At 58.1% G+C, this 15,386-nt stretch carries 22 protein-coding genes and 1 tRNA gene; 15 read left to right on the top strand and 8 right to left on the bottom strand.

Annotated features, from left to right (window positions below; genetic code table 11):
• Positions 1 to 98: 98 nt before the first annotated feature.
• The 10 genes from I9185_RS01365 (at position 99) to I9185_RS01320 (ending at position 7,051) form a co-directional block, all read left to right on the top strand.
• Positions 99 to 581 (top strand): bacterioferritin, encoded by a 483-nt coding sequence (locus I9185_RS01365; protein WP_152457573.1) that lies wholly within the window; start codon positions 99 to 101, stop codon positions 579 to 581.
• A gap of 168 nt (positions 582 to 749) precedes the next feature.
• The gene (locus tag I9185_RS01360) at positions 750 to 1,526 is read left to right on the top strand and encodes an isocitrate lyase/phosphoenolpyruvate mutase family protein (protein ID WP_210092164.1); all 777 of its coding nucleotides are present in this window, start codon (positions 750 to 752) and stop codon (positions 1,524 to 1,526) included.
• A 75-nt stretch (positions 1,527 to 1,601) separates the two neighbouring features.
• Positions 1,602 to 1,895 carry a DUF1330 domain-containing protein gene (locus I9185_RS01355; protein WP_209833731.1) on the top strand — a complete coding sequence of 98 codons (294 nt, stop codon included), beginning with the start codon at positions 1,602 to 1,604 and terminating at the stop codon, positions 1,893 to 1,895.
• Between the two features lie 42 nt (positions 1,896 to 1,937).
• Entirely contained in the window at positions 1,938 to 2,387 is a 450-nt protein-coding gene (locus tag I9185_RS01350) for a TerB family tellurite resistance protein (RefSeq protein WP_171633393.1), read from the top strand.
• A 20-nt stretch (positions 2,388 to 2,407) separates the two neighbouring features.
• Positions 2,408 to 2,845 carry a TerB family tellurite resistance protein gene (locus tag I9185_RS01345; protein WP_152457569.1) on the top strand — a complete coding sequence of 146 codons (438 nt, stop codon included), beginning with the start codon at positions 2,408 to 2,410 and terminating at the stop codon, positions 2,843 to 2,845.
• Positions 2,842 to 3,609: a PhnD/SsuA/transferrin family substrate-binding protein gene (locus tag I9185_RS01340; protein ID WP_210092163.1), complete on the top strand. Its 768-nt coding sequence runs from the start codon at positions 2,842 to 2,844 to the stop codon at positions 3,607 to 3,609. The genes I9185_RS01345 and I9185_RS01340 overlap by 4 nt, the downstream gene beginning before the upstream one ends.
• A 109-nt stretch (positions 3,610 to 3,718) precedes the next feature.
• A complete protein-coding gene (locus I9185_RS01335) occupies positions 3,719 to 4,495 on the top strand; it encodes an ATP-binding cassette domain-containing protein (RefSeq protein ID WP_171633399.1) in 777 nt (258 codons plus the stop codon).
• Positions 4,496 to 4,528: 33 nt separating this feature from the next.
• Complete coding sequence (locus tag I9185_RS01330) at positions 4,529 to 5,278, top strand: transporter substrate-binding domain-containing protein (protein ID WP_171723514.1); 750 nt, start codon at positions 4,529 to 4,531, stop codon at positions 5,276 to 5,278.
• Positions 5,279 to 5,360: 82 nt separating this feature from the next.
• The gene (locus tag I9185_RS01325) at positions 5,361 to 6,248 is read left to right on the top strand and encodes an ABC transporter permease subunit (protein ID WP_171170555.1); all 888 of its coding nucleotides are present in this window, start codon (positions 5,361 to 5,363) and stop codon (positions 6,246 to 6,248) included.
• A complete protein-coding gene (locus I9185_RS01320) occupies positions 6,245 to 7,051 on the top strand; it encodes an ABC transporter permease subunit (RefSeq protein WP_209833474.1) in 807 nt (268 codons plus the stop codon). The genes I9185_RS01325 and I9185_RS01320 overlap by 4 nt, the downstream gene beginning before the upstream one ends.
• Positions 7,052 to 7,145: 94 nt before the next feature.
• On the opposite strand, the gene I9185_RS01315 is transcribed toward I9185_RS01320, so the two are convergent.
• Positions 7,146 to 7,222, bottom strand: a tRNA-His gene (locus I9185_RS01315).
• Positions 7,223 to 7,269: 47 nt separating this feature from the next.
• On the bottom strand, positions 7,270 to 7,752 hold the full coding sequence (locus I9185_RS01310; RefSeq protein ID WP_210092162.1) for a GNAT family N-acetyltransferase: 483 nt from the start codon (positions 7,750 to 7,752) through the stop codon (positions 7,270 to 7,272).
• 77 nt (positions 7,753 to 7,829) lie between these two features.
• Between I9185_RS01310 and I9185_RS01305 the strand changes: the two genes are divergently transcribed.
• Positions 7,830 to 8,018 carry a DUF6324 family protein gene (locus I9185_RS01305; RefSeq protein ID WP_152457562.1) on the top strand — a complete coding sequence of 63 codons (189 nt, stop codon included), beginning with the start codon at positions 7,830 to 7,832 and terminating at the stop codon, positions 8,016 to 8,018.
• A 2-nt stretch (positions 8,019 to 8,020) separates the two neighbouring features.
• On the opposite strand, the gene I9185_RS01300 is transcribed toward I9185_RS01305, so the two are convergent.
• Entirely contained in the window at positions 8,021 to 8,452 is a 432-nt protein-coding gene (locus I9185_RS01300; RefSeq protein WP_210092161.1) for an MmcB family DNA repair protein, read from the bottom strand.
• A 114-nt stretch (positions 8,453 to 8,566) separates the two neighbouring features.
• Between I9185_RS01300 and I9185_RS01295 the strand changes: the two genes are divergently transcribed.
• A complete protein-coding gene (locus I9185_RS01295; protein ID WP_171363162.1) occupies positions 8,567 to 8,890 on the top strand; it encodes a metalloregulator ArsR/SmtB family transcription factor in 324 nt (107 codons plus the stop codon).
• Entirely contained in the window at positions 8,883 to 9,308 is a 426-nt protein-coding gene (locus tag I9185_RS01290) for an SRPBCC domain-containing protein (protein ID WP_210092160.1), read from the top strand. Before I9185_RS01295 ends, I9185_RS01290 begins: the two co-directional genes overlap by 8 nt.
• A 214-nt stretch (positions 9,309 to 9,522) precedes the next feature.
• Here I9185_RS01290 and I9185_RS01285 read toward each other — a convergent pair whose 3' ends face one another.
• The 5 genes from I9185_RS01285 to I9185_RS01265 form a co-directional block, all read right to left on the bottom strand.
• Positions 9,523 to 9,828 (bottom strand): hypothetical protein, encoded by a 306-nt coding sequence (locus tag I9185_RS01285; RefSeq protein ID WP_210092159.1) that lies wholly within the window; start codon positions 9,826 to 9,828, stop codon positions 9,523 to 9,525.
• Positions 9,829 to 9,887: 59 nt separating this feature from the next.
• Positions 9,888 to 10,370 carry a transcription antitermination factor NusB gene (nusB, locus tag I9185_RS01280; protein ID WP_171119535.1) on the bottom strand — a complete coding sequence of 161 codons (483 nt, stop codon included), beginning with the start codon at positions 10,368 to 10,370 and terminating at the stop codon, positions 9,888 to 9,890.
• Positions 10,367 to 10,918 (bottom strand): 6,7-dimethyl-8-ribityllumazine synthase, encoded by a 552-nt coding sequence (locus I9185_RS01275; protein ID WP_209833480.1) that lies wholly within the window; start codon positions 10,916 to 10,918, stop codon positions 10,367 to 10,369. Before I9185_RS01275 ends, nusB begins: the two co-directional genes overlap by 4 nt.
• A gap of 2 nt (positions 10,919 to 10,920) precedes the next feature.
• Positions 10,921 to 12,042 (bottom strand): 3,4-dihydroxy-2-butanone-4-phosphate synthase, encoded by a 1,122-nt coding sequence (gene ribB, locus I9185_RS01270; RefSeq protein WP_171723520.1) that lies wholly within the window; start codon positions 12,040 to 12,042, stop codon positions 10,921 to 10,923.
• A 99-nt stretch (positions 12,043 to 12,141) separates the two neighbouring features.
• Complete coding sequence (locus I9185_RS01265) at positions 12,142 to 12,729, bottom strand: riboflavin synthase (RefSeq protein ID WP_171723521.1); 588 nt, start codon at positions 12,727 to 12,729, stop codon at positions 12,142 to 12,144.
• Positions 12,730 to 12,871: 142 nt separating this feature from the next.
• Here I9185_RS01265 and I9185_RS01260 point away from each other — a divergent pair, with 142 nt between their 5' ends.
• Positions 12,872 to 14,170: a capsular biosynthesis protein gene (locus I9185_RS01260; RefSeq protein WP_210092158.1), complete on the top strand. Its 1,299-nt coding sequence runs from the start codon at positions 12,872 to 12,874 to the stop codon at positions 14,168 to 14,170.
• 80 nt (positions 14,171 to 14,250) lie between these two features.
• Positions 14,251 to 15,384 (top strand): polysaccharide biosynthesis/export family protein, encoded by a 1,134-nt coding sequence (locus I9185_RS01255; protein WP_348539510.1) that lies wholly within the window; start codon positions 14,251 to 14,253, stop codon positions 15,382 to 15,384.
• Positions 15,385 to 15,386: the final 2 nt, after the last annotated feature.

Below are 15,386 nucleotides of genomic sequence, written 5' to 3'. Positions count from 1 at the left end.
CCCGCGTTGTTTTGTGCGGGCTGATCTCTTAACTGTATGTGCAAGCAGAATTTCTGCTTCGCAGGCTCTATGCCGTTCAGAGTTTCAGGAGATTTCCGATGAGCAACGCAACAACGATTACCAACCTCCAGCAAGCGCTTCATATGGAGCTGACGGCAGCGCACCAGTACCAGCTGCATGCCCATGTGCTGGAGGACTGGGGGCTGGACATCCTTGCCGAAAAAATGCGCGCTGAAATGCAGGAAGAATTGGGTCACTCCGACGCGTTCATCGAGCGTATCCTGTTCCTTGGCGGCGTGCCCGAGCTTGCGTTTCAGAAAAGTCCAGTCGCAGCGGGGTCTCTGGAAGACATGTTTGCCGCGGACCTGAAGGATGAAACCGAGGCGGTCGACTTCTATACCAAGGCCGCGTTGCAGGCCGCCGAGGTCGGCGATGTCGGGTCAAGGACCCTGTTCGAACGCATCTTGCTGGAAGAAGAAGGCCACAAGGACTGGCTGGACACTCAGCTGAACCTGTTGAAGCGTTTGGGTGAGGCCAACTTCAGCGCAAAATTTGTATCCGGCGCGGCAGAAGAAGCCTGAGGCACGCACCGCCGTTTGCCCATGCACCAGCATGACCCGGACCATCTTGCCGTGGACCGGGCCGTGCGGTTTCCGTCACTTCAATGTGACGCTGCCGAGCAAAAAAACCTCTACTCGGTCTGCCCTCATGGGGTTAACTGTTGATCACACCACGACAGGAGAGCCTCGATGAGCGATCAATCCCAACGCGCGAAGACCTTTGCCAGCCTTCACAAAAAGGGCGACCCCGTCATTCTGTTCAACATCTGGGATGCCGGCAGTGCCGGCGCGGTGCGGGATGCTGGCGCGCAAGCCATTGCCACAGGCAGCGCACCTGTCGCCATGGCACAGGGTTTTGGCGACGGTCAGAACATCCCGCTTGAGACCGCATTGGACAATGCGCGCCGCATCGTTGCAGCGGTTGATCTTCCGGTGACACTGGATTTCGAAGGGGCATATGCCGAAGATCCACAGGGCATTGCGCAAAACGTCAAGCGTGCGCTGGATTGGGGCGTGGTTGGTTTCAACTTCGAAGATCAGATCATCGGCGGCGACGGGCTGTACGATACAGCGGTTCAGGCCAAACGTATCGAAGCCATGCGCGCGGCCTGCGAAGACGTGGGCATACCTGCCTATGTCAACGCAAGAACTGACATTTTCCTGAAGGCCCCGGCAGAAACACATGATGAGGCCATGCTGAACGACGCCATTGCCCGTGCTTCGGCCTATGAGGCAGCGGGTGCCAGCGGTTTTTTTGCTCCGGGGCTGAAAGACGAGGCGATGATCGGCCATCTGTGCGAGCGTACCAACCTGCCAGTCAACATCATCGCCCTGCCCGGCACCCCCGGCACTCTCCGCCTGGCTGAACTTGGGGTGGCGCGCGTCAGCTATGGCCCGGTTCCTTATCGTCAGATGATCAAGTGGTTAACAGATCAGGCACACGCCGCTATTCACTACCGCGACTGATCACCCTGAAGTTGTGGGATTGCAATTGCCGCCACTTCTCATCACCCTGCTTTTGAAACCGAACAGGAGGCAAGCCTGATGAAAGGCTATTGGGTTGCACATGTCGATGTGGACGACATGGACACGTACAAGACCTACATTGCTGCAAATGCGGAGCCCTTTAAAGCTTATGGTGCGCGCTTTCTGACACGCGGAGGAAAGCGCGAAGTGAAGGAAGGCGCAGCGCGCGCCCGGACCGTTGTGATCGAATTTCCCAGCTATGAGGATGCGCTTGCCTGTTACGAAAGCGAAGCATACCAGAAAGCCAAAGCACTGCGCGCCCCGGTATCGATGGGCGATCTTGTGATCATTCAGGGCTATGACGGGTAGACTACGCTTGGCGCACCACAAAATATGGAATAATCTTTTACCATGTTGAAAAAGTTCCTTCAGGCGCTCAGACCGCCCCAGCATGAACATCTTCCGGACCCGGATGCCGAACTTGCTCTGGGCGCGCTCATGGTGCGCGTGGCGCAGGCTGATCGGGACTACAAGCTGGAAGAGATCCGCCTGATCGACAAAATCCTGGCCCGTCTTTACCAGCATAACGCAATCGAAGCAGCCAAGGTGCGCGCCACTTGCGAAAAGCTTCATGCGGCCGCGCCGGATACCGATACCTTCGGCAAGCTGATCCGCGAGACCACGGATCTGAAGGAACGCCTGGCCGCTCTGGATGCGCTGTGGGAAGTTGTCTTGGCAGATGGAAACACCGACGAAGGCGAGGTGAAAATCGTCGAGGAAGCCCGCGTTGCCATGGGGTTAAGCTTTAACGACAGCAAGGCTGCGCGTGAACGCGTTCAAAGCCGCTTGGATGTGGGTTAGACGCTCGCTATATCTAACGCATGTTCAGTGAGTTTCTTTCCAGGCTTACGCAGCCTCAGCCCGATCCTCTTGTCGACGATGATGCCCGCCTGGCCCTTACGGCCCTGCTGGTGCGTCTGGCGCGGTCCGACAATGACTATTCCGATACCGAAATGGCCCGTATCGACCGAATTTCGGCGCAACGCTATGGCCTGTCCCCGTTCGAATGCGCCGCCCTGCGTGCCCGCGCCGAAGATCTTGAGGCCGAGGCCCCGGACACCGTCCGCTTTACCCGAGCCATCAAAGAGGCGGTTGCCTATGAAGATCGGCTTGCGGTCGTTCAGGCGCTGTGGTCCGTGGCATTGGCCGATGGGCACCGCACCAGCGAGGAAGATTCGCTGCTGCGTCTGGTGGTCAGTCTTCTGGGCGTAAGTGACGTGGATTCCGCTTTGGCACGGCAAAAGGCTGCAAAATCGTGATTGCCACGCTGGGCATGTATGACATGCCTGCCCTGCAAGCCGCCAATGACAGGTTCTGGAACCTGATTCGTGCCCAACTTGGATCAGGTCCCGAACACCTTAACCGCGACAAAGACGTGTGGGCGGTCTGGCAGGACCCAAACCTGATTCTGGCACAAACCTGCGGCATGCCGTTTCGAACCCGATTGCATGGTCACGTGCAACTGGTTGGCACTCCGGACTATGACCTGCCTGGATGTCCCCCCGGATACTATTGCTCGGTCTTTGTGGCACGGAATGACGACGACCGGGATCTGGCGGGGCTGAGCACAGGGGTTTTCGCGTATAATGAGGGCTTGTCCCAATCCGGCTGGGCAGCCCCGATCACACATATGATCCAGGCAAACCTGCACCCCGCCGGACTGTTGGAAACCGGCGGGCATGCGCTGTCTGCCCAAGCCGTCGCAGGTGGCAAAGCGGACTTTGCCGCGCTGGACATGTTGACGTGGCTGATGCTGCAACAACATAGCAATTTGGGAACCAAACTGCGCGAACTGGCAAGAACGACTCCGACTCCGACCCTTCCCTACATCACATCGATGAGTCAGAATCCGCAGGTCATTGCAGGCGCTGTTCGGGCCGCAATTGACCAGCTTTGCGACGACGACCAGCGATTGCTGCATATACGCGGGTTGATCGATATTCCCGCGGCGCACTACCTGGCTGTCCCCACTCCGCCTTCTCCCAAAGATAGCGGATCAGCGACTGCCCAATTTGACGACTGATTTTGGCCAATTTGGATGTTTCTCCGCTTGATTCTGTCATTTGCGCATTGCATTGACCTTTTTTTTCGGTCCTAGTACCGCACCAACACCACCAACCACTGGACTGCCCGTGACAGAAACTGCCCCCGTCATCGAAATCAAAGACCTTCACAAAAGCTTCGGAAATCTAGAGGTGTTGAAGGGGGTCGATATCACGGCACATCGCGGTGACGTGGTATCACTGATTGGGTCGTCTGGGTCCGGCAAATCGACGCTTTTGCGGTGCTGCAACCTTTTGGAGGACAGCCAGCAAGGAGAAATCCTTTTCAAGGGTGAGCCTGTCAAATGGTCCGGGGAAAAGCACGGGCGCCGCCCCGCCGACTCCAAACAGGTTCTGCGCATACGCACCAACCTGTCGATGGTGTTTCAACAGTTCAATCTTTGGGCTCATATGACCATCCTGCAAAATGTGATGGAGGCCCCAGTGACCGTTCTGGGGCGCGACAGGGCCGAGGTTGAAGACAGCGCGCGCAAGTATCTGGACAAAGTTGGCATCGGCGACAAATGCGACGCCTATCCGGCGCAATTGTCGGGCGGGCAGCAACAACGCGCCGCCATCGCCCGCGGCCTGTGCATGGAACCCGAAGCCCTGCTGTTTGATGAACCGACTTCGGCTTTGGACCCTGAACTGGAACAGGAAGTGATAAAGGTGATCAAGGACCTGGCCGCCGAAGGGCGCACCATGATCATCGTAACGCATGACATGAAAATGGCCGCCGACATTTCAAGCCACGTGGTGTTCCTGCACCAGGGCCTGATCGAGGAAGAAGGCACGCCGGAAGATATCTTCACATCTCCTGAATCCGAACGGCTTCGGGGTTTTCTCTCCGCCACTCAGGCGGCTTAACTTCAAAAACAGAACCAAACTGGGGAGCAACCAATGAAAAATCTGATTCTGTCCACTGCCGCACTGGCCCTGACCGCCGGTATCGCCATGGCCGACACGGTCCGCATGGGGACCGAGGGCGCCTACCCTCCGTACAACTTCATCAATGATGCAGGCGAAATCGACGGCTTCGAGCGTGAAGTCGGCGACGAACTGTGCAAGCGCGCAAATCTGGAATGTGAATGGGTCAAGAATGACTGGGATTCGATCATTCCGAACCTGGTCTCGGGCAACTACGACACCATCATCGCAGGCATGTCGATCACCGACGAACGTGACGAAGTCATCGACTTCACCCAGAACTACTTCCCGCCTGCGGCTTCGGCCTATGTCGGTGCGTCCGAGGATGTTGATGTCTCCACCGGCGTCGTTGCCGCACAGACCGCCACCATTCAGGCAGGCCACGTAGCCGAGTCGGGCGCGACACTGGTCGAGTTTGCAACTCCGGAAGAAACCATCGCAGCCGTGCGCAACGGTGAAGCCGATGCCGTGTTTGCCGACAAGGACTTCCTGGTGCCGATCGTCGAGGAATCCGCCGGAGAGCTGGTCTTTGTGGGTGATGACGTGCCGCTGGGCGGTGGCATCGGGCTGGGCATCCGTGAATCGGATGGCGAACTGCGTGGAAAGTTCGATGAGGCGATCACATCGATGAAAGCGGACGGTTCGTTGAATGAACTGATCATCAAGTGGTTCGGCGAAGGCGTTCCGACCTACAACGCTGACGGTTCGGTCGTTACAAACTAATCCGTATCAAGCGGTTCGGCGCGTCCATCGCGCCGAACCCTGCCCGGTGGAATAACCGGGTATGACGTTCGAAAGACGCTTCATGTTTTCCTATTGCGCTGACCCTGACACGCTCGGAACATTCCGCTGGTTCTCCTGCTACCTGACCAACGGCGTGCACTGGTCCTTCTACCTGTCGTTCCTCAAGGTGTTGGGATTGCTGGCGGTGACCGCGCCGGTCGCATTGGCGTTTGGTTTTGTTGGCGCAATGGCCGCCCGATCACATTTCCCGCCCCTGAGTTGGCTGGGCAAAGGGTATATTGCCATCGTGCGCGGTGTCCCGGACATCGCTTTCTTCCTGTTTTTCGTGATAGCCCTGGATCAGGCGTTCGAATGGACGCGGCACAAGATATTGTGCCCCGAATGGACCGACCCGATCCGGCAGGGAAATGACTTTATCGTCTGTCAGGCGGCCAAGCTGCCATTGGGGACTGCACCGGAATGGGTGCATGAAACCTATGGCTTCTTCCTGGCCGTCGTTACCTTCTCGATTGTTTTCGGGGCGTTTGCGGCAAACGTTCTGTTTGGTGGAATGCGCGCCGTGCCCCACGCGCAGCTTGAAACCGCCGAAGCATATGGCATGTCCCGTCGTCAGACCTTCTGGCGCATCCTTGTGCCGCAGATGTGGGTTTATGCCCTGCCCGGCCTGTCAAATCTTTGGATGGTTCTCATCAAGGCTACTCCGCTGCTGTTCCTGCTGGGAATCGAAGACATCGTTTATTGGGCCCGCGAACTTGGCGGCACCAAGACGTCCAAGTTCACCCAGTATCCGCATGGCGACTGGCGCATGTGGTACTTCCTGTTCCTGCTTGTCTTCTACCTCGGCATGACGCGCGTGTCTGAACTTGGGCTTGAAAAGCTGATGCGAAAACTATCCCACGGGCAGGCCACGTCCGGCGGCGAGCTTCTGCGCAAGGAGACCACGGCATGAGCTGCTTGCAGACGATTCAAGATTACGGCCTTCGGTCCCTGGGTCTCGGCGAGCGGCTACTGCCCAAAAGTGACTTCACCCTGTGCGAACAGTTCACGCTGATCGGGTCGGGGATGATCTGGAATGTCTATTTCGGGATCATGGCGCTGGCGACCGGCTTCTTTCTGGCCACGGCCCTGGCCGTCGGCAAGGCGTCAGCAAACAAATGGCTTCGCAAGCCTTCGGAATGGTTCATTTTCCTGTTTCGCGGCTCGCCCTTGTTTATCCAGTTTTTCTTCGCTTATTTCCTGTTCCTGTCGCTGAAGAAATCCAACCCGATGTTCGACGCCTTCACCTCGGCCTGGCTGGGGGCGCTGATCGTGCTGTTCCTCAACACTGCCGCCTATTCAGGCGAGATCTTTTACGGAGCGCTAAGGTCCATTCCCAAGGGCGATATCGAAGCCGCAGATGCCTATGGCATGTCAGGCTGGGCCCGTTTTCGCCGGATCGTCTGGCCCACCATGTTGCGGCTTGCCTGGCCTGCCTACACAAACGAAGCAATCTTTCTTTTCCACGCGACAACGCTGGTCTTCTTTTCAGCCTTCCCGGCCTGGCAGCAACGCGGAGACGCCCTGTATTACGCCAGTTACTTTGCGGACAAGACGTTCAACCCGTTCATCCCATACCCGATACTGGCGTTCTATTTCATCCTGCTGACGCTGGTAATCGTCGGGGGCTTTGGCCTGATCAACAAACGCCTGAACCGGCACCTACCGGTCGCAAAACGGGCCAAGATGCGGTTCAAACTGAACCTGGCGCGCTGAGTTTCGGCGCGCCAGTCACGTCTGGACACCAAACCAAATCAACGCCAATCACCGCGCGCCCACACGTTTTTTAGCACATTCAAAAGGGGAGAAGTGGTACCGCCTCCCTGGCTTGAACAGGGGACCTCTGGATCCACAATCCAGCGCTCTAACCAACTGAGCTAAGGCGGCACTCGTGAGGGGCGATGTACCGAACACGCCCGCGGAATGCAAGAGGATTAAAGCCGAAATTTCCAGCTTTGTTCGACAAGGTCGACACCGAAGGAATGCACCGCTTTGCTGTCTGTCAATTCCCAGCCGGACGCCTTGTAAAGTGCGCAGGCGGCGGTATGGCTTTCGTGCGTCCACAGAACCATTTCTTTGTATCCTGCCCCGCGTGCGAAGGCAGTGCATGCTTGTAGCAGGCGCTTTCCCAGCCCCAGCCCTCGTGCTTTCGGGACAAGCAGAAACAGCCGCAACTTGGCGATATTCCGGTCAACAGCAACGCAGAAAATACTGCCCAGACGCTGCCCGTCCTGCTCGGCGATCCAGCCTCTTTCAAGCTCGGGGTCACTGTTGGCGATGAAGTCGTCAAGGATGCTGGCCACCAGGGGCGCAAAGCTGTCATCAAACCCTTCGTCGCGCGCATAAAGCAGACCGTGCTGTTCAACCAGCCACGCGGCGTCATCGGGGTGAAAGGGTCTGAGAACGGCGTCTTTCATATCTTATCTGACCGCAAAGGTGACTTGATTCTCAACCCCGTGCGCGCTAGCAGGAACGCTCAGTCTCGGAGGCACAGATGGGCATCAATACCGAACGCGACATTCAGGCAAACCTGCAAATCGGTCCGACCGATCAGGGTATGGTCCGCCTGTTCATCGAAGCTGACGGCATCGAAATACCGATGGATTTTGACCCGGAAGAAGCAGAAGAAATCGCCGACGAAATTCGCGCTGCGGTACAAGCCGCCCTTGCGGTCAAAGGCTGACCTTACAGCCTGGGATCCCGAAGCGCGTGTAAACGGCGCGCGGCATCCGTTGCAAATTTCTGGATCATCTTCTTGCGCCGCGCCGGTGCGATTTTGTCCTCGGGCGCCATGCGCACGATTTCCGCATCATAGGCATCGGCGATGATCAGGCCTGTTTCATCAGGCAACAGATCGGTCGGGAAATCTGTGTCGACGGCCCAGAAGAATCGGTCACACCATTCCAAATAGCCCTGCCACTTCGAATCCGACTGATAATCGGCACGGCTGGATTTGCACTCAATCACCCACAACTCACCCTTTGGCCCCAGCCCCATCACGTCCACGCGCAACCCGCGCGCGGGTACGAATTCCTCTACGGAAACAAAGCCATGCGCCGCAAGATGCCGCGCGACGCCACGTGCCAGTCTCTGTCCAGGTTGCAGATCCAAAGTCATAGCCGAAAATGTGAACAATTAGCGAACAAAAGTAAAGCACCTTTGCGTCTTGACATAGTACCTTTTGGTATCGCATTAATGTAGTACCAAACGGTACTATTCCTGAGGTTGCTTATGGAGAACCAAACTCAAAACGCGTTTCGCGCGCTGGCCGATCCCACACGCCGGAACATCGTGCGACTGCTCTCGTCACAGGACATGACGATCGGGCAGTTGACGGACCGGTTCGACATGACCCGCGCTGCGGTCAAAAAACACCTGACGATTCTGTCCGACGGTGGGTTGATCACAGTCGAAGCGCGCGGCCGGGAACGCATCAATCGACTTGAACCTAAGGGCATGGCCCCGGTGCTCGACTGGCTCAGCTATTTTGACCAGTTCTGGGACGACCGCCTCAACTCTCTCAAGGAAGCTATTGAAAGGAAACAAAATGACTGATGCCGTATTGAAGAAATCGATTTTCCTCAGGGCGGAACCGGAAACCGTTTGGGCCTATCTGACGGAGCCGGAGCATCTGGCGGAATGGTTCCACAAACCGGAAAGAACACTGGCAGAAGGTCAGAAGCTTGAGATGTTCGGCACGACAAGCGGCGACTTACTGATCTGGGGAGAGGTCCGTATCGCCCGCCCCCCCAAATATCTTGAACACACCTTTACCGTCAAACCGATGGGGGACGCTGTAAGCGTGGTCAAATGGACATTGGAACCGGTCTTGGGCGGCACACGTCTTGAGCTTGTGCACGAAGGATTACCGCAAGGCGTCGCAGCATTTGATCTGATCCTGGCTCTGGACAAAGGGTGGGATGAACATTTCGGCAAGTTGCGTGTGTCATTGCACGAAACTGTTGACGCCTGACCTCTTGCGCGAACCCGTCAGACACCCTACTTAAGCGCGTGGCGGGTTCTGCCCTTCTTGTGACAGGTAGCATTCTGGTGGCCTTAAGCAATTCCGAGGGGGCTGGCTCTGTTCAGGTCCTGGCCTGATTACCCGGCGCCCACCTGTACATACAGGTCCTCGGGAATCAAACCGCACGGTTGACTGGTGGTCCCGCCGCACTTTCCCTGAAATATCAGCGCCCTGCGTGGGCTTCCTGTTTCACGGTTGCCGGCTCGAAGCTGTGTGCGACCGGTGTTCCCCGACGCGGCCCCTGCGGCTTTTCCGCCATGCTCATGATCTTGTACGCGAACTGAACGCCGGCAAAGACGATGCCGTTCATGAACCAGATCATCACCAACGCGATCAGGCCGATTTCCGACCCGGAGATCAGATGCCGAAGGTTCGCGATGTTCAGCGCCAAGAGCACCCCGACAAACACGGCCGAAATGACAAAACCCCAGGCGACTTGCGTGATATACAGGCGGATCAGTTTGGGCATGGCGAACCTCCTTGCGCTTCGACAACAATGCTAGCGCATGTCTGGTTCAGGTAAACGTGTCAGAACGCCTCGGGCTGCGCCTCGCGCGCCATGTGATCCAGCACGGCATTGACGAATTTGGGTTCTTTACCTTCTGGAAAAAAGGCACGTGCCACATCGACAAACTCGGTGATCACCACTTTGGGCGGTGTGCCGCTTTGGGTCAGTTCCGCACCCGCCGCGCGAAACAGCGCGCGCAGGGTCGGGTCGATGCGCGCGATCGGCCATTTCGCCACCAGCGCGCGGTCGGTCATCTGGTCGATCGGCGCCTGATAGTTCACCGCGTCATCCACCAGCTTGCGGAACAGCGTGCTGTCGCCCTCAAGCATCTCGTCGCCCTCGTAGACCGCGCCGAACCGGTGGTCCAGAAACTCGTTGACCACCTGCTCGGTCGTCTGGCCCGACTGCTCCATCTGGAACAGCGCCTGCACGGCATAAAGCCGCGCTGCGGATTTCATCAGGCGTTTCCGGTTTGCCGGTTTCGGCGTGTCTGTCTGGGTCATGTTGTCGTTGATCCGTTGCTGTCGCCCGCCACCAGGATGGACTCGGACGGCGGCTTGAATCCGACGCCCTTTTTCGAAGCGCCCCACTTACGGCTGAGCGCGATCAGATGCAAGGCCGCAGCGGCCGCGCCACCCCCTTTATTCATCTTTTCCGGATCGGCGCGAACTTCGGCCTGCTCGTCATTCTCGACCGTCAGGATGCCGTTGCCGATGCACAGCCCCTGTAGGCCCAGCAGCTGGATCGCGCGGCTGGAGTCGTTGCAGACGGTTTCGTAATGCGTGGTCTCACCGCGGATGACGCAGCCAAGCGCGACATAGCCGTCAAAGTTGCACTGTCGGTCGGCCATGGCGATGGCCGTGGGAATTTCCAGCGCGCCGGGCACTTCGACCACTTCGCAGGTGCCGCCAGCCGCTGCGATCTCGGCCGTGGCACCTGCAATCAGGTTGTCGGCGATCGAGCGGTAGAACGGAGCGGCCACGATCAGCAGTTTCACCGGCTTGTCGAAGCTGGGTGTCGGCAGAATTCCGTGTTTGTCTTGTTCAGCCATGTTCAGTCTTCCTTCAGAATCGAGCGGGTGCCGACGATTGACAGGCCAAACGCGTCCAGCCCAAGATACACCGTTTCAGGAGAGTCGGTCAGAAGCACCAGTTCCTGAATCCCCATCTTGGACAGGATCTGCGCCCCAAGACCGGTTTGCTTGATGGTGCGCGGGCCTTCATCCTCGACCGCATACAACGAGTTGCGCGGCTGGCGGAACAGGCAGACCACTCCGCGGCCCTCTTCGGCGATCTTTTCCATCGCGCGCGGCAACTCGCGGGATGATTTCGGACCAAGCCCCAGGATATCCGGCGCTTCATGCAGGGCGTGCGTGCGCGTCAGAACGGGCTCGGGCGTGGTGATGTCGCCTTTGATCATGACAACATGTTCAATGCCGTGGGTCTGATCGGTGAAAATCCGCATTTCCCACTCACCGCCGTATTCCGAGGTGACTGTTTGACGAGAAGTCTCGACAACCAGATTGTCATTGCGCGACCGATAGCTGATCAGATCGCTGATCGTGCCGATTTTCATGTTGTGGTTTTTGGCGAACTCGACCAGATCCGGCAGGCGCGCCATGGTTCCGTCTTCATTCATGATCTCGCAGATCACGCCTGACGGGTTCAGCCCGGCAAGCCGCGAGATATCCACGGCGGCCTCGGTATGGCCTGCGCGCACCAGCACCCCGCCCCGCTTTGCCCGCAACGGGAAGACATGGCCCGGGGTGGCGATATGCGCCATCGTGTTCTGTTCGTTGATTGCGGTCGCCACGGTCAGCGCCCGGTCGGCGGCTGAAATCCCGGTGCTGACACCTTCGCGCGCCTCAATCGAAACCGTAAAGGCCGTCTCGTGGCGGGATGAGTTGTTCACGGCCATCATCGGCAAGCCCAGCGCATCTATCCGTTCCGCCGTCATCGGCAGACAGATCAGGCCGCGCCCGTGGGTCGCCATGAAGTTGATCGCCTCGGCATCCGCAAACTCCGCCGGGATCACCAGATCGCCTTCGTTCTCGCGATCTTCGTGATCGACCAGAATGTACATCCGGCCGGCGCGCGCCTCTTCGATGATTTCTTCGATCGGGCTGATCGCGTCACGCAACTGGGCCTCGACCGGTCCGGGGGTTTCAAAGCTCATGGGGCAGCCTTTCACATGGCAGGTTTGCTCGGCGGAATAGACCACTGAGGGCGCAAAGACCAGTCCACAAACGGCGCTGGGGTTTTCCGACGCGACGTATCAGGACATCTCGGCCAGGCGCGCGACGTACCGGGCCAGCGTATCGATCTCAAGATTGACGCGATCGCCCACACCCACGTCGCCCCAGGTCGTGACTTCTTTGGTGTGAGGGATGAAATTGATGCCAAACTCGCAATCATTCACGTCATTGACCGTCAGCGATGTCCCGTTCAGCGCAACCGACCCTTTGGGCGCTATGAACCGCGCCAGTTCCTTCGGTGCACGCAAGGTGACACGTGTGCTGTCGCCTTCATCTTCGACCGCGACCACATCGGCCACGCCATCCACATGACCCGAAACGATGTGACCGCCCAGTTCATCACCGACTTTCAGCGCTCGCTCCAGATTGACACGTTTGCCGACGGCCCAGGTATCAAGATTGGTCTTCGAAACCGTCTCGGCGCTGATCTGAACATCATACCAATCGTCGCCCAGCGCGATCACCGTCAGGCACACACCATCACTGGCAATCGAGGCTCCGATATCGATACCGGCCGTGTCATAGGCCGTCTTGATCCGGGCGCGCAGATCCCCCTGCTGTTCCAGCTCGGTGACGGTGCCGATGTCGGTGACGATCCCTGTGAACATTCCGTTAACCCTCAGTTCCTAACCTGTGCCTGCTTTTCACCGTCGAGGTAAGCCCAATGGGCCGCGCGGGCAAGCCCCGCCTTGCCGTACAAGGCCCAAACGGGCATAGTTTCGGCAACAAAACCAAAAAAGAGCAGTCCAGATGCCGCAAATGCCTTCAGGCTCAGACAAACGGGTCTTCCTGTTTCTTCAGGGACCTCACGGGCCGTTTTTCTCGACACTCGGGCAGATGTTGCGCGCCACGGGGGCACAGGTCTGGCGGGTTGGGTTCAATGCGGGGGATCAGGCGTTCTGGTTCGACAAGGCAAGTTTCATCGCATTCCGGAACACGCCCGGCGATTGGCCCGAGACATTGAACAGGTTGATTGCCGACAAAGGCGTCACGGATATCGTTCTTTATGGCGACACGAGACCGGTCCACGCCCGCGCAGTTGAGATTGCGAAGTCTCAAGGGCTGACAGTTCACGTTTTCGAAGAAGGCTACCTGCGGCCCTGGTGGGTCACGTACGAGCGGGACGGGTCAAACGGGCATTCGCGCCTGATGTCACTGGATGTCGACCAGATGCGGCAGGCTCTGGCCCGGTCGGAAAGCAAAACGCCCCCGCCACCGTCGCATTGGGGGGATATGCGGCAACACATATTCTACGGTGCCCTCTATCATTGGTTCGTCATGTTCCTGAACAAGAGATACCGCAATTTCCGGCCTCATCGTGATCTGTCGGTTTCACAGGAATTCCGGTTGTATTTCAAACGTCTGATGCTGATGCCTGTTCATCGCCTGCAACGCGGCATTGCCACGGCGCGCGTCAGGTGGGGGGGCTTCCCCTATCACCTCGTGTTGCTGCAACTGGGGCATGACAGTTCGGTTCAGGCCCATTCCGAATTCTCCTGCATGTCCGATTTTCTGGAACTGGTCATCGCAGGATTCGCGCAAGGCGCACCGGCACATCACAGGCTGGTCGTGAAAGAGCACCCTTTGGAAAACCACCGTGAACCATTGCACCTGCGCGCCATGGAGATTGCCAGGAAACACGGGGTGCAGAACCGTGTTCACTATGTCCCAGGCGGAAAACTGGCAGGTTTGCTGGATGAGGCAAATTCGGCCGTCACCGTGAATTCCACTGCGGGGCAGCAGGTTTTGTGGCGGGGTATTCCGCTGCGTATTTTCGGACGTTCGGTTTATGACAAGACCGACTTCGTATCACAGCAGTCGATCGCCGTATTTTTTGCTGAACCAGACGCGCCGGATGTCGACGCCTATCGCTGTTACCGGCAATTCCTGCTGGAAACCAGCCAGGTTCCGGGCGGGTTTTATTCCCGGCGCGGCAGGCGGCAGTTGCTACGCCGCGCCGTGGACATGATGCTCAGCAGCAGTGACCCTTATCAGGCCCTTCTGAACAAGAACGAGGCACCGACGCCACAGTTGAAAATCGTCGAGTAATTCGGTCGCCCTGTGACTGGAAGTTGTGCTGCTTACCGGCTAATCTTCCCGCAACAACAAAAGACTGAGGATATCCGGCAGTGCAATTCTCTCCTAAGCGATGGATGCGGGGGGTTTCCCTTGTGGCCGCAATCGGCTTGATGGCGGCCTGCCAACTTCCGAAATCCGGGCCGAACAAGACCGAAATTCTGGCGGGTGCAGTCCAGAATGGCGGCAACGCGTTTGTCGTCGAAGTCGATGACCGCGTGACACGCCTTACATCCGCCGTGCCTCAGTTTGGCTTTTCGTCCTCGTTCAGCAGCGCCCAGGCCTTGACCGCCGACACTGTCCGCCCCGGTGACGTGCTGGGCCTGACCATATGGGAAAACGTGGACGACGGGTTGCTGTCCGGCGAAACCGGTGCGGCGACCATTCTGGATGAAGTTCAGGTCGACAGCGATGGTTTCATTTTCGTCCCCTATGCGGGTCGGATTCGGGCCGCGGGCAACACGCCCGAACAGCTTCGCGTTTTGATCACGAACAAGCTGCGGGAACAGACACCCGACCCACAGATCGAAGTGCGGCGTGTTGCGGGTGACGGTTCCACCGTCTCGCTGACGGGTACAGTCGCAACCCCCGGCATCTATCCGATCGAACGCCCAACCCGTTCCTTGCTTGGCATGCTGTCCAAGGCGGGCGGGGTCTCAGTAGCGTCAGATATCGCGTTGGTGACGCTGATCCGGGGGGATCAAAAGGGCACCGTCTGGTACGAAGATCTGTTCCGCAACCCGAAACTGGACGTCGCTTTGCGTGGCGGCGACCGCATCTTGGTGGAAGAAGACAGCAGATCATACATAGCACTCGGCGCGACCGGGGGTCAGTCTCGCGTGGCCTTTGACAGTCAGGACCTTACCGCCTTGGAAGCTTTGGCTCAGGTCGGTGGTCTGCTAACACTGTCCTCTGATCCAACCGGCATTTTCATTCTGCGGAAAGAGCGTCAGGACATCGCGCGCAGCATCACGGGACGCGCCGACTTGAAGGGGGATCAACGCATGATCTACCTGCTGAACCTGACGGCCCCCAACGGCCTGTTCATCGCGCGGGATTTCGTGATCCGCGACGATGATACGATTTATGTGACCGAAGCACCCTATGCACAGTGGAGCAAATCGATCTCGCTGATCGCTGGTGGCCTGACCCCCATCGCAAACGTCGCCACGCTGACCGGCAACTGATG

The organism is Ruegeria sp. HKCCSP346, assembly GCF_017872595.1.
Taxonomy (GTDB): Bacteria; Pseudomonadota; Alphaproteobacteria; order Rhodobacterales; family Rhodobacteraceae; genus Ruegeria.
Note: the sequence above shows the minus strand (reverse complement) of the source record. Positions and strands in the feature narration are given on the sequence as shown.

Excerpts from the sequence above, each read along its gene's own strand:
- I9185_RS01365 (WP_152457573.1), top strand. The coding sequence starts at position 99 with ATGAGCAACGCAACAACGATTACCAACCTCCAGCAAGCGCTTCATATG.
- I9185_RS01360 (WP_210092164.1), top strand. The coding sequence starts at position 750 with ATGAGCGATCAATCCCAACGCGCGAAGACCTTTGCCAGCCTTCACAAA.
- I9185_RS01350 (WP_171633393.1), top strand. The coding sequence starts at position 1,938 with ATGTTGAAAAAGTTCCTTCAGGCGCTCAGACCGCCCCAGCATGAACAT.
- I9185_RS01345 (WP_152457569.1), top strand. The coding sequence starts at position 2,408 with ATGTTCAGTGAGTTTCTTTCCAGGCTTACGCAGCCTCAGCCCGATCCT.
- I9185_RS01330 (WP_171723514.1), top strand. The coding sequence starts at position 4,529 with ATGAAAAATCTGATTCTGTCCACTGCCGCACTGGCCCTGACCGCCGGT.
- I9185_RS01325 (WP_171170555.1), top strand. The coding sequence starts at position 5,361 with ATGTTTTCCTATTGCGCTGACCCTGACACGCTCGGAACATTCCGCTGG.
- I9185_RS01320 (WP_209833474.1), top strand. The coding sequence starts at position 6,245 with ATGAGCTGCTTGCAGACGATTCAAGATTACGGCCTTCGGTCCCTGGGT.
- I9185_RS01310 (WP_210092162.1), bottom strand. The coding sequence starts at position 7,752 with ATGAAAGACGCCGTTCTCAGACCCTTTCACCCCGATGACGCCGCGTGG.
- I9185_RS01305 (WP_152457562.1), top strand. The coding sequence starts at position 7,830 with ATGGGCATCAATACCGAACGCGACATTCAGGCAAACCTGCAAATCGGT.
- I9185_RS01300 (WP_210092161.1), bottom strand. The coding sequence starts at position 8,452 with ATGACTTTGGATCTGCAACCTGGACAGAGACTGGCACGTGGCGTCGCG.
- I9185_RS01295 (WP_171363162.1), top strand. The coding sequence starts at position 8,567 with ATGGAGAACCAAACTCAAAACGCGTTTCGCGCGCTGGCCGATCCCACA.
- I9185_RS01290 (WP_210092160.1), top strand. The coding sequence starts at position 8,883 with ATGACTGATGCCGTATTGAAGAAATCGATTTTCCTCAGGGCGGAACCG.
- I9185_RS01285 (WP_210092159.1), bottom strand. The coding sequence starts at position 9,828 with ATGCCCAAACTGATCCGCCTGTATATCACGCAAGTCGCCTGGGGTTTT.
- nusB (WP_171119535.1), bottom strand. The coding sequence starts at position 10,370 with ATGACCCAGACAGACACGCCGAAACCGGCAAACCGGAAACGCCTGATG.
- I9185_RS01275 (WP_209833480.1), bottom strand. The coding sequence starts at position 10,918 with ATGGCTGAACAAGACAAACACGGAATTCTGCCGACACCCAGCTTCGAC.
- ribB (WP_171723520.1), bottom strand. The coding sequence starts at position 12,042 with ATGAGCTTTGAAACCCCCGGACCGGTCGAGGCCCAGTTGCGTGACGCG.
- I9185_RS01265 (WP_171723521.1), bottom strand. The coding sequence starts at position 12,729 with ATGTTCACAGGGATCGTCACCGACATCGGCACCGTCACCGAGCTGGAA.
- I9185_RS01260 (WP_210092158.1), top strand. The coding sequence starts at position 12,872 with ATGCCGCAAATGCCTTCAGGCTCAGACAAACGGGTCTTCCTGTTTCTT.